Annotated in this window: 26 protein-coding genes, 1 tRNA gene and 1 riboswitch; of the genes, 21 read left to right on the top strand and 6 right to left on the bottom strand. The window is 41.4% G+C overall.

Annotated elements, in window-relative coordinates:
- Positions 1-86 precede the first annotated feature (86 nt).
- Positions 87-297: riboswitch (cobalamin riboswitch) on the top strand.
- Positions 298-458: 161 nt separating this feature from the next.
- From CEF17_RS10960 to CEF17_RS10940, 5 genes are read left to right on the top strand one after another with little or no spacing between them, the layout of a single operon-like run.
- Complete coding sequence (locus tag CEF17_RS10960; RefSeq protein WP_100399557.1) at positions 459-1970, top strand: ABC transporter substrate-binding protein; 1512 nt, start codon at positions 459-461, stop codon at positions 1968-1970.
- Positions 1967-2899 carry a nickel ABC transporter permease gene (gene nikB, locus CEF17_RS10955; RefSeq protein WP_100399556.1) on the top strand — a complete coding sequence of 311 codons (933 nt, stop codon included), beginning with the start codon at positions 1967-1969 and terminating at the stop codon, positions 2897-2899. The genes CEF17_RS10960 and nikB overlap by 4 nt, the downstream gene beginning before the upstream one ends.
- Positions 2900-2914: 15 nt before the next feature.
- A complete protein-coding gene (locus CEF17_RS10950) occupies positions 2915-3739 on the top strand; it encodes an ABC transporter permease (RefSeq protein ID WP_232725492.1) in 825 nt (274 codons plus the stop codon).
- 7 nt (positions 3740-3746) lie between these two features.
- Complete coding sequence (locus CEF17_RS10945; protein WP_100399555.1) at positions 3747-4463, top strand: ATP-binding cassette domain-containing protein; 717 nt, start codon at positions 3747-3749, stop codon at positions 4461-4463.
- Positions 4460-5242, top strand: a complete 783-nt coding sequence (locus CEF17_RS10940) for an ABC transporter ATP-binding protein (protein ID WP_100399554.1) — start codon at positions 4460-4462, stop codon at positions 5240-5242. The genes CEF17_RS10945 and CEF17_RS10940 overlap by 4 nt, the downstream gene beginning before the upstream one ends.
- 239 nt (positions 5243-5481) lie before the next feature.
- Here CEF17_RS10940 and glnA read toward each other — a convergent pair whose 3' ends face one another.
- On the bottom strand, positions 5482-6837 hold the full coding sequence (glnA, locus tag CEF17_RS10935; protein WP_100399553.1) for a type I glutamate--ammonia ligase: 1356 nt from the start codon (positions 6835-6837) through the stop codon (positions 5482-5484).
- A 336-nt stretch (positions 6838-7173) separates the two neighbouring features.
- Between glnA and CEF17_RS10930 the strand changes: the two genes are divergently transcribed.
- Positions 7174-7713: a hypothetical protein gene (locus tag CEF17_RS10930; RefSeq protein WP_100399552.1), complete on the top strand. Its 540-nt coding sequence runs from the start codon at positions 7174-7176 to the stop codon at positions 7711-7713.
- 183 nt (positions 7714-7896) lie between these two features.
- Here CEF17_RS10930 and CEF17_RS10925 read toward each other — a convergent pair.
- Positions 7897-7972 (bottom strand) — tRNA-Val (locus CEF17_RS10925).
- A gap of 148 nt (positions 7973-8120) precedes the next feature.
- Between CEF17_RS10925 and CEF17_RS10920 the strand changes: the two genes are divergently transcribed.
- On the top strand, positions 8121-9269 hold the full coding sequence (locus CEF17_RS10920; protein ID WP_100400879.1) for an amidohydrolase: 1149 nt from the start codon (positions 8121-8123) through the stop codon (positions 9267-9269).
- Between the two features lie 101 nt (positions 9270-9370).
- Here CEF17_RS10920 and CEF17_RS20015 read toward each other — a convergent pair whose 3' ends face one another.
- Positions 9371-9532: a hypothetical protein gene (locus CEF17_RS20015; RefSeq protein ID WP_442857454.1), complete on the bottom strand. Its 162-nt coding sequence runs from the start codon at positions 9530-9532 to the stop codon at positions 9371-9373.
- On the opposite strand from CEF17_RS20015, the gene CEF17_RS21050 reads away from it, so the two are divergent.
- From CEF17_RS21050 to CEF17_RS10910, 3 genes are all read left to right on the top strand, one after another.
- The gene (locus tag CEF17_RS21050; RefSeq protein WP_442857464.1) at positions 9486-9620 is read left to right on the top strand and encodes a hypothetical protein; all 135 of its coding nucleotides are present in this window, start codon (positions 9486-9488) and stop codon (positions 9618-9620) included. The genes CEF17_RS20015 and CEF17_RS21050 overlap by 47 nt on opposite strands.
- A 255-nt stretch (positions 9621-9875) precedes the next feature.
- On the top strand, positions 9876-11003 hold the full coding sequence (locus CEF17_RS10915) for a mechanosensitive ion channel family protein (protein WP_232725491.1): 1128 nt from the start codon (positions 9876-9878) through the stop codon (positions 11001-11003).
- 66 nt (positions 11004-11069) lie between these two features.
- Positions 11070-11636: a manganese efflux pump gene (locus CEF17_RS10910; RefSeq protein WP_100399550.1), complete on the top strand. Its 567-nt coding sequence runs from the start codon at positions 11070-11072 to the stop codon at positions 11634-11636.
- Between the two features lie 13 nt (positions 11637-11649).
- Here the strand turns inward: CEF17_RS10910 and CEF17_RS10905 are convergent, their stop codons facing one another.
- Complete coding sequence (locus tag CEF17_RS10905; RefSeq protein WP_100399549.1) at positions 11650-12573, bottom strand: S66 peptidase family protein; 924 nt, start codon at positions 12571-12573, stop codon at positions 11650-11652.
- Between the two features lie 236 nt (positions 12574-12809).
- Here CEF17_RS10905 and CEF17_RS10900 point away from each other — a divergent pair, with 236 nt between their 5' ends.
- From CEF17_RS10900 to CEF17_RS10870, 7 genes are all read left to right on the top strand, one after another.
- Positions 12810-13205 carry an HPr family phosphocarrier protein gene (locus tag CEF17_RS10900; protein ID WP_157843008.1) on the top strand — a complete coding sequence of 132 codons (396 nt, stop codon included), beginning with the start codon at positions 12810-12812 and terminating at the stop codon, positions 13203-13205.
- Between the two features lie 77 nt (positions 13206-13282).
- Positions 13283-14140, top strand: coding sequence for an SDR family NAD(P)-dependent oxidoreductase (locus CEF17_RS10895; protein WP_100399547.1), 858 nt, complete (start codon positions 13283-13285; stop codon positions 14138-14140).
- Positions 14141-14198: 58 nt separating this feature from the next.
- On the top strand, positions 14199-14429 hold the full coding sequence (locus tag CEF17_RS10890; protein WP_232725490.1) for a hypothetical protein: 231 nt from the start codon (positions 14199-14201) through the stop codon (positions 14427-14429).
- A 14-nt stretch (positions 14430-14443) separates the two neighbouring features.
- Positions 14444-14743 (top strand): spore coat protein, encoded by a 300-nt coding sequence (locus tag CEF17_RS10885; RefSeq protein WP_100399546.1) that lies wholly within the window; start codon positions 14444-14446, stop codon positions 14741-14743.
- A 200-nt stretch (positions 14744-14943) separates the two neighbouring features.
- Positions 14944-16065, top strand: a complete 1122-nt coding sequence (locus tag CEF17_RS10880) for a cysteine desulfurase family protein (RefSeq protein WP_100399545.1) — start codon at positions 14944-14946, stop codon at positions 16063-16065.
- Positions 16066-16148: 83 nt separating this feature from the next.
- Positions 16149-16895 (top strand): type I methionyl aminopeptidase, encoded by a 747-nt coding sequence (gene map / locus CEF17_RS10875; RefSeq protein WP_100399544.1) that lies wholly within the window; start codon positions 16149-16151, stop codon positions 16893-16895.
- Between the two features lie 239 nt (positions 16896-17134).
- Positions 17135-17698, top strand: a complete 564-nt coding sequence (locus CEF17_RS10870; protein WP_157843007.1) for an MEDS domain-containing protein — start codon at positions 17135-17137, stop codon at positions 17696-17698.
- Positions 17699-17880: 182 nt separating this feature from the next.
- On the opposite strand, the gene CEF17_RS10865 is transcribed toward CEF17_RS10870, so the two are convergent.
- A complete protein-coding gene (locus CEF17_RS10865; RefSeq protein WP_054635171.1) occupies positions 17881-18882 on the bottom strand; it encodes a DoxX family membrane protein in 1002 nt (333 codons plus the stop codon).
- Positions 18883-19053: 171 nt separating this feature from the next.
- On the opposite strand from CEF17_RS10865, the gene CEF17_RS10860 reads away from it, so the two are divergent.
- From CEF17_RS10860 to CEF17_RS10850, 3 genes are all read left to right on the top strand, one after another.
- Positions 19054-19413 carry a SpoIIAA family protein gene (locus CEF17_RS10860; RefSeq protein ID WP_157843006.1) on the top strand — a complete coding sequence of 120 codons (360 nt, stop codon included), beginning with the start codon at positions 19054-19056 and terminating at the stop codon, positions 19411-19413.
- Between the two features lie 307 nt (positions 19414-19720).
- The gene (locus CEF17_RS10855) at positions 19721-19921 is read left to right on the top strand and encodes a hypothetical protein (RefSeq protein ID WP_100399541.1); all 201 of its coding nucleotides are present in this window, start codon (positions 19721-19723) and stop codon (positions 19919-19921) included.
- A 13-nt stretch (positions 19922-19934) separates the two neighbouring features.
- On the top strand, positions 19935-20234 hold the full coding sequence (locus CEF17_RS10850) for a spore coat protein (RefSeq protein WP_100399540.1): 300 nt from the start codon (positions 19935-19937) through the stop codon (positions 20232-20234).
- A gap of 142 nt (positions 20235-20376) precedes the next feature.
- Here the strand turns inward: CEF17_RS10850 and CEF17_RS10845 are convergent, their stop codons facing one another.
- Entirely contained in the window at positions 20377-21246 is an 870-nt protein-coding gene (locus tag CEF17_RS10845) for an N-formylglutamate amidohydrolase (protein ID WP_100399539.1), read from the bottom strand.
- A gap of 198 nt (positions 21247-21444) precedes the next feature.
- Here CEF17_RS10845 and CEF17_RS10840 point away from each other — a divergent pair, with 198 nt between their 5' ends.
- On the top strand, positions 21445-21819 hold the full coding sequence (locus CEF17_RS10840; protein WP_100399538.1) for a hotdog family protein: 375 nt from the start codon (positions 21445-21447) through the stop codon (positions 21817-21819).
- Positions 21820-21949 lie beyond the last annotated feature (130 nt).

Raw genomic sequence — 21949 nt, 5'->3', positions numbered from 1 at the left:
GACATACTGTAGGAAAAGAACTAAACTAAGAATGATTTTTTAAACTTTTGAATAGTTTTATAGTTTTTGTTGTCGATTTTTTAAGTGAATAGTGTACGGAAATAGGTGCAAGAGACGACCAGAGTCGTTGAATCTGCTTAAAAGGGAAGTCGGTTAGAATCCGGCACGGACCCGCCACTGTACTGGGTGTCAGCTATGATGTTGACTCCTTTCAGAAATACCACTGGGCACTTTGCCTGGGAAGGTTTGAAAGGGAGTACCCTAAGTCAGGAGACCTGCCTATTTCAACATCACTGTTAGACCTACGGGAGGATAGGGAGGTGGTTAGTATGCGTCAGTACGGCGTTTGTTGAGAACGTGTGACTCTTAACGAAACTGTGCTCAATGTTGAAGACAAGCATTTCTAACCCCTGTGTCGGGGATAGAAGTGCTTTTTTTGTTTAATAAGGGGGAATTTTATGAGAAAACATTTGACTTTCTTTTTTATAGTAATTAGTTTGCTGTTATTAGCGGCTTGCCAGAACACGACGGCAGAAGATAATAGATTCACAGTAGCATTTCCTTGGAGCCCTGCAAATTTGGATCCTCATGGGAGTGAGAACTGGGAAGTTATGCGAGCTGGAATTGCGGAAACACTTGTTGGTTTAGATGAAAATCTTGAACCGTTACCGTGGCTGGCAAAAGAATGGAAACAAGAAGACGACAATACGTGGATCTTCGATTTGCAGGAAAATGTCACTTTTCATAATGGAAAGGAAATGAATGCAGAACACGTGAAGGCTTCACTGGAACATTCCCTTGAAGTAAACCAGAGAGCGGCTGACTTGCTTCAACTAGAAACCATTGAAATCGTGGATGAATATACACTGAAGATGGTGACAAACGAGCCGAATGCTGCTTTAATTCCCCACTTGGCAGACCCCTCAACAATCATCGCTGATGTTTCTGTCGAGGGAGATGAAGCTTCTTTTCCTACGCTTACTGGCGCATTCAAGGTAAAAGAGTTTAACATCGATGAGTCATTGATTGTTGAGCGTTTTGATGAGTACTGGGGCGAACATGCAAAATTACCCGAAATAGAAATTCGTTATATTTCAGAGGGAGAAACGCGCTTAATGGCTTTACAATCCGGAGAAGTGGATGCAGCTGCCGATATTCCAATGGATAACATTCCTGTGCTGGAGAATGATTCAGCAATAGAAGTACATACCGCGCCATCGCTCCGAACTCATATGCTGCTTTATAACATGGAGTCTCCGTTCTTTAAAGAATTGCTTCACCGAAAGGCCGTAGAAGCATCCATTCCAAAAGAAGAGATTGTAAGGTCCGTTATGATGGACCAGGGTACAGTGGCCTATAGCCCATTTTCTGATGTATTGCTGTTTGGCGAGGTAGGAGTTGAGGAAGAAACAATACCTGTAAAAGATCTAATGGAGGAATCAGGTTGGTCAAAGAATGAAGAATCTGGCTTGTGGGAAAAAGATGGAGAGCCTGTGGAATTGACAATGCTCACTTTCCCACAACGGCCTGAACTAACGGTTATGGGTGAAATTATCCAAAGCGAACTGTTGAACGAGGGGATTACAGTTCATCTAAGACAGGTGGAAAACATTGATGAAGCTCTTACTACAGAAGAATGGGATTTCAGCATGTACAGCATGTTGACTGCTCACACAGGTGACCCTCAGTATTTCCTGAACATTTTTTACCACTCATCCAGCCCGTCCAACGTAAGCAGCTATAAATCAGATGAGATGGACCAAATGATTGAGAATCTTAATCGTACGACAGACATTGAAGAACGTCACGATTTGGCTGTGCAAATGCAGGAGAAGTTGAATGAGGATCTTCCACAGTCTTTTATTGTTTATCCAGAGACAGTTTTTGCGGCCAAAAGTGGTGTAGAAGGGTTTATACCGCACCCGATTGAATACTATTACATTCATTCTTCAATTGAAATGGAGTCATGAGATTTATTACCTTTTTAGGAGAACGGCTGGTTCATCTTTTGATTGTTGTGATGACAGTATCAACGCTGACGTTTCTTTTGTTGAGATTCACACCTGGCGACCCTGCTTACATTTTACTTCATACCAATGACATGCCTGTATCAGAAACAGCATTGCATGCATTAAGAGAGGAACTCGGGTTGACAAAGCCTTTATGGGTACAGTATAGCCAATGGCTCCTAGATGCTCTTACATGGCAATGGGGAGACTCGTACGTGTCACAGAACCCGGTTCTGACGGAGTTGCTTAGCAGATTCCCCGCAACATTAGAATTGGCGGTAGGAGGCTTGTTGGTTGCGCTGGTCGTTACGTTAGGGCTCGGAATGCTGACTGCTGTTTTTTCAAGCGGCTGGATAGAGTGGATGGGAAGAACGATGGCTCTTTTCGGAGCTGCCATTCCTTCCTTCTGGCTTGCTTTACTGATGATTTATTTTTTTTCTGTGAAACTTGGTTGGTTTCCAACGATGGGAAGAGGGGGATGGGAGCACCTCGTCTTGCCGTCTTTTACGCTTGGATTGGGGATTGGGGCAGTGTATGCCCGGGTACTTCGAAAAAACATGCTGGAAATGTTGGACCAAAATTTCATCAAAGCTTCAAAAGCTCGAGGTTTATCAACAACACGTATTCACGTGACACAAGTATTACGACATGCGAGTATGCCTGTGGTGACGATGCTTGGAACAAGTTTTGCCTTCATGGTAGGAGGAAGTATCATCGTTGAAAGGATTTTTGACTGGCCAGGGCTCGGAAACTATATCATTCAAGCCATCAATGCGAGAGATTACCCAGTAATCCAGGGATATGTTATTTTTGCTTCAGTTTTGTTTGTTACTATTCATATTCTAGTAGATTTAATCTTTTTTCTGATTGATCCGCGTCTACGAACATAGCAAGGGGGATACAGGATGCTTTATCAATGGCGAATGCCAGACCTTAAGGGCAGCACGTGGGTCGGGGTCACTGGGATTATTTTCATCTTATTAGCTGGCCTGTTTGCACCTGGTATCGCTCCTCACGATCCTCTTGCGGTGGATACGACAAATCGCTTGATGTCACCTAACCTGGCCTACCCGTTTGGAACAGATCATCTTGGGCGTTGCGTGCTTTCCCGCATTATTTATGGAATACGCGTAACAGTCATTGCTTCTTTTTGTATCATGTTTTTCACGATCACCGTCAGTTTGCCCATTGCACTTGTGACAGGCTACATACGAGGGAAGACGGATCATATGTTTATGCGGTTGATAGATGGTATTTTAGCAGTGCCTGATTTTGTGTTAACTCTTGCAATTATTGGGATGCTGGGACCAAGTTTGATGAATATGGTTATTGCCATTGTAATGGTGCGATGGGCTGAATATGTTCGCTTTATCCGCAGCTTGGTACTAAAAGAAGAAAGAGAAGATTACATCCTGTATTCACGTATGATGGGGAACTCTCTTTTGCGCGTCCTTTTCCGCTACATCCTGCCTCAAATCAGCTCTAGAGTACTTGTGTTTGCTGCTCTTGATTTAGGTCGAATCGTGCTTCTGGTTGCAGGGCTTTCATTTTTAGGGGTCGGTGTTCAGCCGCCGATTCCTGAGTGGGGTGTGATGCTGAAGGATGCAACCGCCTACTTTCAGGTAGCACCTCACCTCATGATTTTTCCAGGAATAGCAGTTGTGTTGTTTGTTCTTATCTGCCAACTTTTTAGTGATCGGTTTAGTGAATCAGGGATGAAAGAGGGGTAGTTAACGTATGTCTGATAGCCATGAACTTCTGCGAGTAAACAATGTGGAGGTTTCACATTATAAAAATGGGAGTTTCCAACCTCTAGTGAGGGAGATATCTTTTCAAGTCCGCACTGGCGAGCTAGTTGCACTTACAGGACCAAGCGGGTGCGGAAAAAGCTTGACTGCACAATCGATCGTCGGCCTTCTTGGGAAAGAGTTGAGAGTGACGGAAGGAGAGATCATATATCAGCAGAATAATGTAGTATCATTTAGTGAAAAACAGTGGCAGAAACTACGACGGTGTGAAATTTCGCTTTTAATACAGGATTCACTAAATGCTCTTAATCCACTGCGCACTATTAAACAACAAATGGTGGAAACTCTCAACCAAAATCGCAACTGGAAGAAAAAAGACCTCATACGCCGACTTCATACACTTCTTAAGGAAGTGGGGTTTACCCAACCAGATTATATATTACGAGCCTACCCATTTGAGTTAAGCGGAGGGATGAGACAACGTGTTCTTTTGGCCATGATGCTTAGTTTAGAGCCGAAACTTCTGATTGCAGATGAACCGACTACAGCGCTTGATGCTATTAACCGTGAAAAGATACTCACACTTATGAAAAAGCTGCAGCAAGACTACTCATTAGCTATTTTGCTGATTTCCCATGATCGAAAGAGTGTAAAGAGATATGCTGATCGTGTCATTGAAATGTGTTCAGGAGAGGTTGCTTTATGAGTCTGTTGGAACTTGATCAAGTGACGAAGGAATACCCGCTTTCGGGAAAAAAACGATTCTGGGAGAGGGGAGAACGATTTGACGCAGTCAAACAAGTATCCCTCCAATTGAATAGAGGAGAATCGCTGGGGATTGTCGGGGAAAACGGCAGCGGTAAAAGCACTCTGGCAAAGCTTATTATGAATCTAGAACCTGTAACGGCAGGCGATATACGCCTGGGGGGCTATTCTATTCAACAGATGAAAGATAGAAATGTGTTTAAACATATCCAGCTCGTTCTGCAGGATTCTCACTCCGTCCTTCATCCGAAAATGAGTATTCGAGAAATCATTCAAGAGCCTCTTTATAATTTTTACCCTAAGGATAAGAAGCAATGGGAATCAAAGTGGTTCTATTTTGCAGAAATGGTTGGCATCTCTAAAGATCTGCTGAACCGGTATCCTCATGAGTTAAGCGGAGGACAAAAGCAAAGGGTGTGCATCGCACGGTCCCTAGCTGTTCAACCTGATATTATCATTTTCGATGAATCCCTTGCCAGTATCGATCCAAGAGCCAGGCAATTCATTTTAAACAGCCTGGCTTGTATTCAGAAAACAGAGAAGGTGGCCTATGTGTTCATCACTCATGATTTAGAAACGATAAAAGGGGTTTGTCATCGAACAGCAGTCATGTATCAAGGGGAAATTGTCGATATCTTCGAAAGGTGGAACGTCAGTGAGCTGAATCATCCTTACTCTAGATTGCTGCTGGAAACCGTGGAAGTTGCAGAGTCCGTTTGAAATGCCTAACTCGGAATAAAGCGGAGTACTGGCAGCATTCTTCCAGAGCCAGGTTTTAAAGCCAAGAATCACTTATTCAATCATTCATTCTGTATGCGTTTTTAGAAATACGACAAGATAAGCTCTTTTCGTCAAAACTTACATTATGATATAGCTATATAGACCTTTTGCTGCAAAGTATGATAATACTAAAACAACCATGGCTTCTTACGGGCCATGGTTGTTTTATAGTAATCACATTAAAACTTAGCTTGGTATTTGCTGATCTCCCAATCATGAACCGTAGTCCGGAAATCATTCCATTCATCATGTTTTAACTGTAAATATTCGTTGAAAACATGCTCACCTAATGTATTTTTGCCGATTTCTCCTTCTTCTAGGGCAAGAAGGGCAGATTCAAGGTTTGTTGGCAAGTTGTCAATCCCTCGCTCTGAAAGTTCCTGTTCAGTCATGCTGAAAATATCGTCAACGGTTTCTTCCCCTGGGCTGAGCTCTTGCTCGACTCCGTCTAAACCAGCAGAGGCTACCACTGCAAAAGCAAGATACGGGTTTGCTGAAGGGTCCGGGCAACGGATTTCTACCCGTGTTCCAGCTCCGCGGGTTGCAGGGATGCGTACAAGGGCAGAGCGATTGGAAGCAGACCAGGCGATATAGCAAGGCGCTTCATAACCAGGAACAAGTCGCTTATAAGAGTTTACAAGAGGGTTAGTGATAGCCGCGAAATTTTTTACATTATGGATTAATCCGCCAATGAATTGATAAGCCGTTTCAGAGAGCCCTTGCTCAGCTTGAGCATCATAAAATGCATTTTCGCTCTTTTCTATATCAAAGAGAGAGAGGTTTATATGCATTCCGTTTCCGTTTGCCCCGCCAATTGGCTTTGGCATAAAGGATGCATGATAACCAAACTGCTTAGCAACTGTTTTTACCACCCATTTGTATGTAGTTGCTGCATCTGCTGAGCCAAGAGCATCAGCATATTTAAAGTTAATTTCGTGCTGTCCTTCAGCTACTTCATGATGAGAAGCTTCAATTGTAAAATCCATTTGTTTTAGTGTACGATAAATTTGAAGACGTACTTTTTCTCCCTCATCAAAAGGGGAAGGCTCAAAATAGCCGCCAACGTCCTGGGTCTGCATTGTTGGAAGTCCTCTTTCGTCAGTTTCAAACAGGAAGAACTCCAATTCCGGCCCGACACTGATCGAGTAACCACTATCAGCAGCTCGTTCTACTGTTTTTTTTAATACATTTCTTGGGTCTCCCTCAAAATCAGATCCGTCCGGATTCGTGATGCTGCACAAAAAGCGTGCTTCTGAATATCCTTCCTGTTCCGACCATGGTAACACCGCAAAGGTATTTAAGTCAGGCTGCAAATAAAGGTCAGATTTATTTATCGTAGAAAAACCAGTGATTGATGAGCCATCAAACATTGTTTTTCCTTCTACTACGTCATCAATTTTTTCCGCAGTTACTGTTACGTTTTTTAAAGACCCTTCGATATCCACAAATTGCAAGTGCAAAAGATCTACATTTTTCTTTTCAATTGTCTCTTTAATTGCTGCTACTGTTGGTTCTTGTGTTAAAACAATACTCATTTTATAACACTATCCTTTCACATATAATGTAAACTTAATTAACATCGGCTGTTATATGTAATCTTAAAGACTATGGAAAGTGTTTGCAATGACATTGTAAGATAATCTAACATAGGTTTTTCATTTTAGTTGGTTCAGGCTGCCTGGGGAAAGAATGTTTCGTGAGAAAGAAAGGGTCCATGAAAGTCGCCCGGTGATGTTCAGCAAGGGGATTCTCCCCTCGTCCATTTCGTCAACTGGGATATTACAAATAACTGTTCCTGGCTCCTGGCTTTCAAGAGGATATAGTATAAAAACTGATTGTTTGGGAAGAGCTGTAGGCAGGAGGTGGCGTATATGTTCCAAGTCATTAATGGTGAAGTGTATTTACATGGCGGGTCCTTAAAAAAAGGACCAGAAAGGCCTGATGTCACAGGAAAGCAGATCTTACCTGTCTTTTGTCTGGAGGCAGGAAAGCATGAATATATAGAAGTGGTTGACTTACCAGACCAAATTGGTTTTGAGTGGATTTATCCTGCCGACAGCACAACCATTCAAAAAGCAGATTCTTTATACTTTTATAAAAAAGCGAGAAGTTTATACGTGGTGTATGAAGAAACTTTCCGCAAAAAGGATTGGGATGGACCGATTAATATTTCACAGACTGTCCAGGAAGTATCAGAGCAGGTGCAGCATTCGGGTGAATTCCAAATGCTTATGCTGGATATTGATGAAGAAGATGATGAGACGTTATTAATCTTTCACACCATTCTTAAAGGAGAAGGGAACCTTATGAGAATTCGGGAAATGGTAGATAAAAGGATACAAAAAATGTTCTTTAAAGCGGAACGGAAAATAGCCATGCAGGTTATTGAAAAAGAAGAGAATACAGGTTGAAGAGACAGGGGAAACCTGTCTTTTTTCATTGAGAAACGTAATAACTGTTTCTTTTAACGAACGACTGTTTACTGGATCATGATAGCCATTTTTTACAATGGTGCGAGGAAGTCCTAGATAACACAGCTTAGTGTTAACCATAAAAAACCCCCTTGGAATCCAAGGGGTTGAGTAGTTTATGTATGGTGTCCCGTACTGGTCTCGAACCAGTGACCTCCACCCTGTCAAGGTGGCGCTCTCCCAACTGAGCTAACGGAACGTGTTAGGAATATCTGTGACTATTATAATTTACAATGTTCCTTAATTGTTGTCAATATGTAATAACTTTTTCATAAGAAAAAAGAAGAGGTGTGTATAATATCTATTTAGAAGAACGAAACACATTCCGAAAAGAAAGGCGTGATTTCATGAAAACGGCGTATACCAATGCTGTCATTATAAATGGTGAAGGAACAGTGGAGGGAAAAGATACACTAATTGTTAATGGAGAAATGGTCCAGGGTATAATTTCATCAGCAGAAATTCCTGCTGACTATGAAAGAGTTGATCTGAACGGACGTTACATAACACCAGGCTTAATAGATGTACATACACACCTGGGAGTGCATGAAGAAGGAGTAGGAAAGCCGGGAGCGGACTTTAATGAAACAAGCGATCCTGTGACACCGGCGGTGCGTGCTATCGATGGGATTAATCCGTTAGAAGAAGGGTTTGAGCAGGCAAGACAAAGCGGTGTGACCACTGTGCAGGTGATGCCCGGAAGTGCCAATGTCATTGGCGGTGAGATGTGTACGTTAAAGACGGCAGGAACGATTGTAGATAAAATGGTCATCCAAAGTCCTTCCGGAATGAAAGCTGCGTTTGGGGAAAACCCAAAAACTGTCTATGGCTCCCATGGCAAAAAGCCTGTAACACGAATGGGAATTGCTGCAGCCTTCAGAGAAGCATTTATTCAGGCGGATAATTATATTCGCAAACAGGATAAAAGTGAAGTAAGGGAGCGCAACCTTGGGATGGAGCAGCTGGCAAAAGTCCTCAAGAAAGAAATCCCTCTTCGGGTTCATGCTCATAGGGCAGATGATATTGTCACAGTACTCCGTTTAGCAAAGGAATTTGATATTAGCCTTACTCTTGAGCACTGTACTGATGGCCACAAGATTGCTGACTATATTGCCGAGCATGAAGTAATGGTATCTGTCGGTCCGACAATGTCTTCAAAATCAAAAGTGGAACTTGCAGATAAAGGCTGGCATACGTTATCTGAGCTTGATAAACATGGTATCTGCTATTCTATTACAACGGACCATCCAGTTGTAAACATCGAATATTTGATTACTTCAGCGGCCAAAGCAGCGGGAACAGGCCTCTCTGAAGAAAAAGTGTTTCAAAGCATCACAACAAATGCGGCAAGACACCTTGGAATTGAAGATCGGGTAGGTTCACTTGAGGCTGGGAAGGATGCAGACTTTGTTATTTGGAGCAATCATCCTTTTCATTACATGAGTCAGGTAGAAGCGACCTTCATTAATGGAGAAAAAGTGTATCAGCGAACCTAAAAAAAAGAATACTTACTTATTTTAAATTCAAAAAATATATGATGTTCCGCATAACAAAAAACAGCGACCCGCTTCTGGGTTCGCTGTTTTTTATTACATAATTATTCTTCTTTATATTTTCGTGAAGGCCACCAAACATAACGGCCAAGCAGGGAAAGGCTGGCCGGTACGAAGAGCTGCAGGGTAACCAGTGAGTAAAAGAGGAGTCCGGTAATTGTGAGAACACTAATTTGCAGAAGCGTCAGCACTCCAGAGGGGATCATGGAAGCAAATGTTCCAGCGAGAATCAATGCAGCGGATAGAACGGTTCCACTCACTCATACCTATAGAATGTCAAAAAAAGACTATTAACAAGATGAGAGAACTCTTTTTGTTAGTTATATGTAATCATTTTCGATTAGGAAAATTGAAGTGGGTATCAGTCTGTTGTAACAATCTGAAACCACTGCTCCTGGCCAGAGATTACCTGCAATAAATAACGGGAAAGGGAGAACGGGCTCATGATATATCAGAAATAGTAAAATTGTGGGTTAGCAAAGCTTAAATAAGCATGATACGATATACTATGCTTACAGGAATCACTGAATGGAAATAGGAGGAACACCAGTGAATGTATGGAATGATATACAATCGTTTTTTATAAATCTCCCATGGGTAGATATTGGGATTGCTGTGTTAATCTTTGTTCTTATCTATTTATTTAGGGATTTATTTACTAAATACTTATTTCGTTTGATTATCAAGCTCTTCAGCAAAACGCCGACGCCGTTATTTACAAATTTACTATTATCCTATGAAAAACCGCTGCGCTTTTTCTTTTCTGTGCTAGGGATATATGTAGCTTTGATATATCTTCCTCTATCACCAGGCTTAATGGAAACCGTAACTACCATTTACCGTTGTTTAGTGATCGTCACGATCGGATGGGGACTGTATAATTATTTTTCAACCAAGTCGTATTTGTTTACAAATATGGCAAAGAAAATTGATGTGGGCGAAGATAGTATGATGGTGCCCTTCCTGTCCAAGCTCTTTCGTTTTATCATTATTGCCTTGACACTTACTGTCGTGGCCTTTGAGCTGGATTACGATATTAACGGCTTTATTGCCGGTCTTGGTCTTGGAGGGCTTGCCTTTGCTCTTGCTGCTCAAGATACCATTGGAAACTTCTTTGGCGGTATCATAATTATTACCGAGCGTCCATTTAAAAAGGGCGATTGGATTCAAACACCAACCGTCGAAGGCTTTATCGAGGATATATCGTTCCGAAGTACCAAGGTACGAACCTTTGAAGATTCTCTTGTTACTGTTCCAAACTCCACTCTTGCCCATGAACCTATTACCAACTGGAACGAGATGGAGGTTCGGCGTATTGATTTCACAATTGGAGTAAAGTATTCTACTCCAAAAGGAAGACTGCAAAATTGTGTGGCTAGAATTGACAATTACCTTCAGGCTCACCCACAAATAGATAATGATCTGATTTTAGTCCGCTTTAGTGATTTCGGACAGTCTTCTTTAAATATCTTTATCTATTTCTATACCATTCCTACCGGATGGGTAGACTGGTATAATGTTAAAGAAGAAGTCAACTATAAGATTATGGATATACTAAAAGAAGAAGGAGTAGAAATTGCACTGCCCAGCCAAAATCTTTATATTAGCAGTGAAGAAGATGAGAAACTCCTTTTACACAATAAAAATAACACTGAAATTTATACATCAGACAGGTAAAAACCCGGTGACAGCACCGGGTTTTTTCTGCGATCATCATTTACAGACAGGAGTCGAACGTTTCCCATGGCTTTACTTTCAATTATCATGCTGGCGATAGCTGTCTCTTTGGACAACTTTACCGTTGGCACAGCTTATGGCATAAGGAAACTGCACATCCCGCCGTATTTTCTCGGGACCATCGGCCTTATGGCTTTTGGAGCCTGTTTGACAGCTGGCATATTTGGTGAAGGGCTTCGTATGCTGCTTCCCGATAGAGGCATTTCCATGCTGAGCGGTCTGTTATTTATTGTGATTGGTCTATTTAGTCTTCGTGACGTATACAGGAGTCATGCCAACGAGCATACAAAAGGTGAAAGTGAAGCACCAGAACACCAATTATCTGATTGGAAGGAAGGACTTTTTTTGGCCTTTGCATTATCTCTTGATGCATTGGGGGCAGGAATTACGGCGGCTATTTTTGAATATTCATTGCTGCTGACTTCAGCAGTTGTGGCGGTATGCAGTGTATTGTTTTTTGTACTAGGTGAAAAAGCTGGTTTTTTCCTCATTCGAATCAAATGGATGAAGCGGCTGAGCTTTTTGCCAGGAATACTTCTAATCGGCCTCGGAGTGTACCAATTTGTCTCATAGAAGTTCGGCTTTCCTAGATAGAAACTGAGGGCTCGATAACGGTTAGAGTGTTATTTATGGTATTAAGATTTACTGTGGCTCCAACTGGTATGGCCGCTTTATACGTACCATGAGCTGTAGCTAGGTTGGTCATTAATGGTTTTCCGTACGGAGCGATGATGCTGGTAATTAAATCATTGTAGGTCTCTCCATAGGAAACCGGGCAGTTTGTGCATTCTCCCATTACAATTCCTAAACAGTCGTTAAATTTACCTGCCATCGCAAGTTGAATGAGGTGCCGAAAAACGATAGTGGTAGGAGAATTTATTTCTTCCAGAAATAAAATTTTGCCGCTGGTATCTATTTCATAAGGGGTACCAAGAGTGTTGACAATCGAGGTTAAATTTCCACCAACCATTGGTCCTGTTACATTCCCGGGTATAAGGCTGGTCAGCGGCATGCCCGGAGGATTTATGATTGATCTTGGAGCTGTAAGAGTAGAAACGGCCTCAAAAAATTGATCATAATTATAGGCTGGAGTGCCCGGGCGAAAATCAATAAGGAGCAGGCTATGGAAGGTAACGAGATTGCTGAATTGATACAAGGCATTCAGCAAAACCGTTATATCACTATAGCCGCTTAAAATTTTGGGGTTATTTGCTATAAAGTTATAGTCGAGAAAAGGAAGAATTGTCTGTACGCCAGTCGTTCCTCTTGTAGGGAGGATCATATCCACCTCTGGATTAGCAAACATGTTCATGAGGTCTTCGGCTCGTGCTTCAGCAGGAGCAGCGGTGATCCCTTCAAAGCTATAGACATATTGTCCAAAGAGAACGTTAAAACCCATATCTGTGAGAAACTGTGCTCGTTCATTCGTTAAAGCAGCATCCTGAGGGCTGCCTAGGGTGACAAGACCGATTGTGTCACCCGCTTGTAGAAGGGGAGGTCTGATTGCCATTTGAATACTCCTTCCCATGACCCGTGATGAAACGTACCCTTTTCATCCTATTTTGTAAATATAGAAATCATTCATCAAAAGCTTCTTCAGCTTTATTAAAGAACTATATTAATTATTGATCAATTCGTAATAATTAGAATGTTTTTCTTCTGTGAACATTCCTTACGAAAGGGTAGAATTACCCAGAATTTAGGCTTATAATGGGTATGGATTTCATGGAAGGGAGAATGATCTCAATGGAGCGGCAGGAAAGTTTGTCGTTATTTAGAGGCTTGAGCGTTCATAAGGTGGTTGAATTTGTACATTTAAATGAGCAGTATGACAGTGAGTTGTTTTTTGAAAAGAAGGAAAAGATGGCTAACGGAAAAAGTATTCTAGGGATGATGTCTCTTTTAACCACTGTGCGTGTAGGAGAGATTGTGAACGTAAAAGCAAAGGGCGATGATGCTGACCAATTGGTGAATGCCATCGTTACGTTTGTAGAGCAGGCCGACCTTGGTGAGGAGCTTCTCGATTACTATGAAGAAGAAGGCGTGGAAACCGTGGAAAAAGCGATGACGTCTTCGTTGACATGCTGGTCTCCTGACGTGAGAAATCTTGCGAAATCATATTTAAAAACGACAAGACATTAATTATAGAGCGTAACGGCGTCCTGAAAAGGACGTCTTTTTCTTTACAGGCGTAAAATAATAAAGAGAAGAGGAGATTTATGACAGAGAGGGTAGTGCTTATTACCGGTAGTGGGAGAGGGATTGGAATGGAAACGGCTCTGCTGTTTGCGAGCAAGGGGTGGAAAGTCATTGCCGGCTTAAGAAATGAGAAAGCAAATTCACCACTGTATGTTCGGGCAAAGGACTTGAATGTGCTTGAATACATACATTTTAAAAAACTTGATGTTACCAGCGCGGATATTCAAGAAGAAGTCAAGGCTGTGATTAAGGAAGCAGGAAGAATCGATGTCCTTGTTAATAATGCAGGGTATGCTGCAGCAGGTTATATGGAGAATTTTCCAGTAGAGGAGTTAAGACAGCAATTTGAAACCAACGTATTTGGCGTGGCAGCAATTACGCAAGGTGCTCTTCCTTATATGCGAGAAAGTAAAGGTGGACGGATTATCAATATAAGCAGCGTAAGCGGTCTCATTCCTTTTCCTGTAATTGGCCCATATGCGGCCTCTAAGCATGCATTAGAGGCCATGACAGAGTCGCTAAGCTACGAGCTGGACGGTACCGGTATTGAAGCCTTTTTACTTGAGCTCGGCTCATTTCAAACCGATATTTGGGAAAAAGGATCAGTACAATGGTCTAAGAGAAAAGAAAAAAGCAGACTGAACAGAAAGGAAGAGGCTCTGGTTTCAGATATCCTGGCAAGAAAAGGTTCCTTTCAAGATCCTCACATGGTGGCAGAGGCAGTCTATAGAGCAGCAACAAGAAAGAAAGTTCCTTTCCGGATACAGGTTGGAAAAGGGATTCGAGGCATGATTCTTCTTCGAAGGTTTCTTCCTTTTTCTCTTTGGAAAAAGCTTGTCCTCAGGGAGCTTAGACAGCGAACGGGCGTGAAAAACTGACAACAAATGTTTCCATGGATAAGGAGGAAAGAAAGACAAATACTACCCAGGAGATATTATGAGCAAGAGAGGGGTAAGAGTGATGAAACATGAACTGACAACCAAAGAGCTTGCATTTATTGAAGATGAAATTCGGGCAGAGGAGATTATTGCAAAGACGATGAACTGGTGTGCTGCTCAATGCAGCGATCATGATCTTCGCTCCATGCTCGAGGACCTTGCTGAAGTGCATCAGTTCAATATTGCTGATTTGTCTCAGTATTTCAATAAATCCAGAATGGTTCAATAAAGGAGGCGTTCGTTATGCCTAATAATATTGAGGGCCGCGGGCTTACGGATCGTGAACTAGTGCAGCTTTGTTTAGAACTTGAAAAAGGCCGGTGCCGAAGCATCAGCAATACCCTATTAGAGACAAGCCACGGGGAGCTTCGGGAAATTTACCATCAATGGTTTGATACGTGCAGCGTGAATCAGTATAAATTGTTTGAGCAAATGGAAGGAAAAGGATGGTACAAGACAGCGGTGGCTACTCCTGCACAGATAGAAGAAGTGCAGGAATTTATGCAGAACAACCTCCATCCTGATGATCACTTTGATGCATAAGTTGCCAGGGGACTGCCAAAGAGCAGTCTCTTTTTAAGTTCGTCAGGGAGGCACGAAAAAACAGTTCTCCTTGCTGGAAGGGGAGAAAAAAGCTGCTTGCTGTGAATTCTTTTCTACACTTTGATATGATTAAAATAAGAAAACATACATATTTGTTACTTTCTCAGCTAAGGAAGAATTTAATTAAAAGGTGAGTAGATATGGAAAACATTTATTTAGATTATAATGCCAGCACTCCTCTTGACCCCGGTGTTAAAGAAGCAATGCTACCCTTAATGGACGCTCATTTCGGAAACCCGTCCGCTTCCCATTATGCATCCATTGGAGCAAAAAAGGCAGTAGAAACAGCAAGAAAGCAAGTGGCAGGGCTGATCAACAGTACAGCAGGCGAAATTATTTTTACAAGCGGCGGGACGGAGTCTAATAACCATGTATTAAAAGGGGTTCTGCAGTCTAGTAAAGATAAGGGCAATCACATTGTTACAACAAACATTGAACACCCGGCTATCGGAAATACGTGCAAGTTTCTTGAGGGTGAAGGGGCGGATGTAACCTATGTTTCTGTGGATGAAACGGGCAGAGTAGACCCTCTCGCCATTGAGGAAGCAATAACGGAGAATACGATACTTGTGACAGTAATGCATGCTAACAATGAAACTGGCATGATTCAACCTATCAAAGAAATCAGTGAGATCTGCAAGCAGAGTCAAGTATATTTTCATACTGACGCAGCCCAGTCGGCAGGAAAGGTTCCTATTGATGTACAGGATGTTCAAGTGGATTTTCTCAGTCTTGCAGGTCATAAGCTGTATGCTCCAAAAGGTATTGGAGCGTTATATATCAGGGAAGGCATTGAGATTGAGTCTTTAGTTCATGGAGCGGGCCATGAAATGGGCAAACGAGCCGGCACGGAGAATGTAATTTTTGCTGCCGGACTTGGTAAGGCATGTGAACTGGCCAAACGCAATGAGGGAGAACAGGACCGTATAAAGAAGCTTCGGAATTACTTTTGGGAAGAATTAAAAATCTCGTTTGGAGAAGACATATCGTTAAATGGAAAGCTCAATCACCTTCTTCCCAATACATTGAATGTGAACTTTCACCATCGTGCAGGCCAGGACGTTCTTCAGGCCGTGCCTGAAATTGCAGCTTCAACAGGTTCAGCCTGCCACGCGGGAAGTGTCGACCTTTCCCCTGTACTCCGGGCCATGGGAGTAGAAGAAGAAAGGGGGATGGGTGCCGTGCGCTTCAGCTTGGGAAGGTTTACAACAAAAGAAGAGATTGATCAGGCCCTATCCTTATTGAAAACACGAATTCAGTAATATCCTTAGTTCATACAAAAGAAGCAACGTAATATAAGGAAGCATATACTATAAGAACATGTTGAAAACAAGGAGACAGGAAGATGGTTACCTTAAAGTCAGAAAGAGAAATTAAGCAAATGGAAGAAGCAGGTAAGCTGTTAGCCTCCTGCCACAGAGAGCTTGCAAAGCTCATCAAGCCGGGGATTACTACACATGAGATTGACAAGTTTGTAGAAAAGTACTTAAAAAAACACGGGGCCACCCCAGAACAAAAAGGGTACCAGGGATATAAGTATGCTACGTGTGCCTCCATTAATGATGAAATCTGCCATGGTTTTCCCCGGAAGAAGTCTCTTCAAAATGGGGATATTGTGACAATAGACATGGTTGTGAACCTTAATGGGGGACTGGCTGATTCAGCGTGGACATATGAAGTGGGTGAGGTTTCTGAAGAAGTGAAGCACCTATTAGAAGTGACAAAAACTTCTTTATACAAAGGGATTGAAAAGGCTATATCAGGTAATCGGATTGGCGATATTGGCCATGCCATTCAATCATATGTGGAGGAACAAGGGTTTTCTGTTGTGAGGGATTTTACCGGTCACGGTATAGGGCCTACCATCCATGAAGGACCACAAATTCCCCACTTTGGTTCTCCAGACAAAGGTCAGAGATTGAAGGAAGGCATGGTTATAACGATTGAACCGATGGTTAATATGGGAAAGTGGATGAGCAAGCTCGATAAAAACGGCTGGACGGCAAGAACAACTGATGGATCCCTGTCAGCCCAGTATGAGCACACTCTTGCCGTCACGGCCAATGGTCCTCGAATACTGACGGAACAATGAATATGTGCCTTCTTTTCTCCTGAGGAAAGAGGGCACTTTTACTTAGACTGTATAGTGAAAGCCTGAGGTAAGTTTTTAAAATATCAATTAAGAAAACCAACAATAAGACGTAATTCATCCTAAAAATAAAAAATAGTTTAAATTAATTATTTATAACTTTTGGAATATTGTGTAAAATATAAATATGGATGTGGTTTAGGACCCTGGTGAAAAAATGGCATAAGAGGGGATGGAGAAAAGTGCGGGAATTGCAGGAAGCAGAGTTAAACTTGCAGCAGGCTGACAGTCATATTTTGTACGTGTTTCAAGATACTGAGAAGTATATTAACAATGCTCTTGCATTTATTAAGACAGGGATTGAAACGGGGGATTTCATCCTTGTCATCGAAAATGAGAGAATTACTGTGAAGCTGAATGAGAGGTTGAAAGCCTGTTTGTCACCGGAAGACTGGAAAGATGTAAGCTTTGTCAGCAACTTTGAGTTTTACTATATAAGTGATGACTTCCACGTGCCCTCTATTATATCTACATTTGCCAGAAAATTGTCTCCTCATTTGGATCAAAATCGGACAGTGCGAACCTGGGCTCATGTGGAATGGGGCGCAAGAGATGACATAGCTTCTAAGATTAATTCCTTTGAACATTTGGCAGATGAAGGGGTTAGGGAGATGAAAGTAGTCTCTGTCTGTGCTTATAATGAACGTGACGTTTGTGAAAGACTTGAAGAAAAATTATGTACAAGTCATCAGTTTAAAATGACAGATGATGAAATGAAACGTTCTCCGATTTACCTAAGGAAATAATAATGAATGTCAGACCAATAAAGACCACCTAATCATTAATTTTTTATAACTCTGTGAAAGGCAGGTGTTGGATGTAGGACGGTTAGGCCCTCCTTTTATCCCTCCCTTTTCAGATGGAAAGGAAGGGAGTGAAGCAAGGGAAAGCCGCCAGCAGATCAACTGCAGCCTTTTACAGAGTTTTTTTAAGCAAAACGATAATAAATAAGCAGAATGGTCGCCAGAACAAAGATGAAGTTTAAGAAAACAAAGATCATTTGTTCAATAACTGTTTTGTGAATCTTAACAGGCGGTCGGTAGAAAGAGGTCCCTTCGATAATAAAGAGAACGAGGATAATGTGGATCATCGCATGTCCAACTAATTCAAGAGCGCCAAACAGCATCGTTGTGGACATGAAAATTCCAGTAAGGACAATGGCAAGAAGCCTGTTTAAGATTCCGACTACAAGAAGATACCCCACGATAAATTCTATAAACGCAGCCATGACAATGAAGATTTCCGGCGGAAACCCAAAGGTCGGGACATTATGGTTAACAATAATATCAATCGTCATAGATGGGTATACAAGCTTTTCCACAGCTACCCAGCATAGAGACAATCCTGTAGCTAAATAAAGAAACGGAAAACTCCACTTTTCGTAATTTGTGCCTGCAATAAGAAAAATAATGAATATAGGCAGGTAGAAAGCATAGTCCAGCATGTGGAAGATCCCAAAGTCATATACTACGATACTGAACATTCCTAAAAGGATCACAGCGGCTGTTTTTGTTGCCAGGAAGTTTGGGACAAATAGGAGTATAATCGCAATCCAGGCAAGGACCGGGAACCAGTTCGGCTGGTGATGCAATTCAGGAGCAAACAATGACCCTGAAAGGACTTGAATAATTAGAACAATCGCTGTTCCGTACCGCAAAATACTCATGTTGTACTTTCTGTAATCATCCATCTTATTATCTATCTTCTGGACAATATCCCATTTCATCATTTTTGGGACGATTTGAGGGAGAATAGCAAGGACAAAGGCAGTAAAAATCGTCATAAACATAAAAAATGGAGTAATGATGTTTTCGATCGATTCTTTTACTGGCTCTTCGTTTGTGAACCATTTCACATGAGCGTCAGCAAAAAACGGTGTAAAAAAAAGACCTAACAGCACGATTGCTGTGATCCAGTATTTATTGATCATAATTCACCTCAATGAAATTGTTTTATTATTGAACTGCTTTTTCAGCATAACATACGAATTCATGTTTGTGATCTTCTTCACAAATAGTTCAAAAATCTATATTTTTCATGATTACATCCTCTGTCATCGTGAAATAGAAGTACTATTAATATTTTAAAAGAGGTGAGAGCCGTGAACCGGAAACTCGAATGGAGTGCTGAAAATATTCTTGCCTATGAAATTGACAGTAAGGTTACAGAAGATGAGTATAAAGAGCTTGTAGACGAGGTTGAAAAGAAAATGGATGAATATGAGAGTATCAGGATATTTGTCAGAGTGCCTGATTTGGAAGGGGCAGACGTTTCAACCTTTAATGACCGCGTTAAGTTTTTGAAAGATAATGATTTAAAACAAATTGAAAAGTATGCTCTTGTCGGAGATCAGAAGACACTAAAGGCAGCGGCAAAAGGTATGGATAAGCTCACAGGAGCCAATGTCCGTTCCTTTGATTTGGAAGAGGAACAAGAAGCAAAGAACTGGGTTGTTTCCTAGGAGAAAAAAGTAATAAAAGCGTGGTACGAGGAATCGTACCACGCTTATTTAAATTTAGTAAAAGAGAAGTGACAGATAAATGGCTACGACCATTTCAAACTTGAACCTTAAGGTCGTAAATGGCATCCAGGCGAAAAGCATCCATTTTTTCTAATTTAACTTGAAAGAAAGAATGCAAAAGAAAGAAGAGGTTGCCCGAAACTTAGGTAGTAACGAGAGAAACTACTGGCCCCGATCTTCGTTAAGGGTTTAAGCAGACGAGGAACGGGTAATTCCATTATTGTAGTTAAACTTAGGAGGTGGAAATGTGGCAAAATCATCCTACGCTAAACATGAAATCTTGGAAGTACATGAAATATTAACTGTTAAATCTGCTTGTGCAGCAAAGTCTTCCCTGATGCAAGGGCTTGCTTCTGATAAAAAGCTAAAACAACTATTAGAAGAAGATGCAAAAACGTCCCAAGATGCAATTAATGAATTAAAAGGTATTTTAGAAGAGGCAAAGTAAGGAGGGTGTTAAAATGGCAAGTATTTTAGATAAATTGAATAATAAAGAGTTAATGACAGATGAGGTGATTGCTACTGACATGCTTGTTTCTGCTAAGGCCGCAGTGAGAAGCTATTCTGTTGCAATCACGGAAACCGCCAGTCCTGAAATCCATAAAGTATTGAAAAAACAATTAAATGAGGCAATCGACCTTCACCATAAAATAGCCACTTATATGATCGAGAATGATATGTACCATGCGTATGATATTAAAGAGCAAGTAGAGCATGATCTCAAAAAAGCTGATGTAGCGTTGGACATGCCAACGAAATAAAAGGTGGTAGCATATAAGTTTACAAGCAGACTGTTGTCCTTTTTATATTCAACGGTCTGCTTGTTTTTATTGCGTAAAAGGATGCATGTCAGCTTTTTCTATTCTATTACATAAATACTTTGGCCAGATAGAGTTGAAAGGCTTACAGCAGGCGTCTACAGATTGGCGGTGGAGGAGAAAGAAATCCTTCTTTAGGAGCAGCTTTCCACAAAGCCGTTTCTATCCTGTGGCCTCCACAAAAGGGTATGGCTCCAGACTGATTGGATAATAACGCCGCAGCAACTGAATGAGAATTTATAATATCGACAAGACCGTTGTACACTTGCAAGAAGGAGCCTAAATTATCTCTTGGATCACGATACTTCTGGTTGATCTCTACCTGAACAGCAGGAGTCTCCAACTGTGCCCATGAAAAGTGGGTAATTGTATCAGGGTTTTCTGCAGGAAAAGTGTCATTTTCTCTGACATCAGTAATGCCATGCCTTGAAAAAAGATTCATAAACTCCTCTACTCTCCCGGAATGAAGAGATTTTCCATACACCGTTCCAAGATCAATAGCAAAATCATGATCCCGTCCTGCTCCGTGGAGGTCTATTACCAACTGGATATCATATTGGGAAATGATGCGTGTCATTGCTTCTTTAAATAAGCCGCCTTCAGCATAATTAGCATCCTCAGCCCTTTTTGTAGAATACAAGTAATGAACATCTGTTTTCTCATGAAGAAGAAAGCCTAAGGCACCTGTATAAATTTCAGCTGCTTTTTCCTCTCCTTCACGGAGGTGGACAACTGAATGGGGAGCCGTGACAAGTATTGGAGTGGAGCCTGGCCGGTATTCAAAGGGCAGAGAGTGATCTATGTTTCCGTTGTAGTCGTTTTCGGCAAACGGTTCTTCAAGGGAAAGTATATCTTCTAACGTAATATCCTGATCTTGAGCAGTGCTGGCATGGACCTGTTCAGGGGTAAGGAGAAGGTGCAATGCAATAAATAGCGCTACATATAAAGATTTCACTTCTGTCCTCCGTACGTATGAGTATTTTCTTTTATTGTAAACTGGAGAAAACCTTGCGTGCAAGGTTATAAAAAAGAAATAGAACAAGTAGAGGACTCAAGAGATTAACCGGATTTCCAGTCGTGTCCGAGCAGGAAAATAAGAGGTTACAGCGTATTTGTAAAGGGAGGGAACAGGGAAAGGAAGGGGATATGGAAGATGGTACAGGTCGGCGATGTTATTACGTTTCAAAAATCTTTTACAACGGAAGATGTACGTTTATTTACAAAAGTTTCAGGTGATGAAGGAAGCCACCATATTCATCCTGATGAAGAGGGACGCTTAATTGTCCAGGGTTTGTTAACTGCTACGCTGCCAACAAAAGTAGGAGGAGAACATAACGTGCTGGCCCGGAATATGAACTTTGAATTTATCAGGCCGGTTTATACAAATGATGTCATCGAATGTAAAGTGAAAATAGAACAATTATCAGAGGAAGAGAAGAAGTATGTTATTTCTTCCACGTTTTCATGCAGGAATCAGAGAAATGAAGTAGTCTTGAAAGGTGAATTTTCAGGAATTATCAGGAAATAAGCATCATCTGTTCACATGCTTTTAACATAATAAAGAGAATATTCATTGTTAAAAAACAGTTTTAATGTTGTAATAAAAATATAAAGGGTTAAATATGCATTTCAAATACATATTTAAATAGAGGGGGATT

It is taken from the genome of Bacillus sp. FJAT-44742 (genome assembly GCF_002797315.1).
GTDB lineage: Bacteria > Bacillota > Bacilli > Bacillales > Marinococcaceae > Thalassorhabdus > Thalassorhabdus alkalitolerans.
The sequence above is the reverse complement of the archived record's forward strand: the minus strand, read 5'-3'. Positions and strand labels throughout refer to the sequence as shown.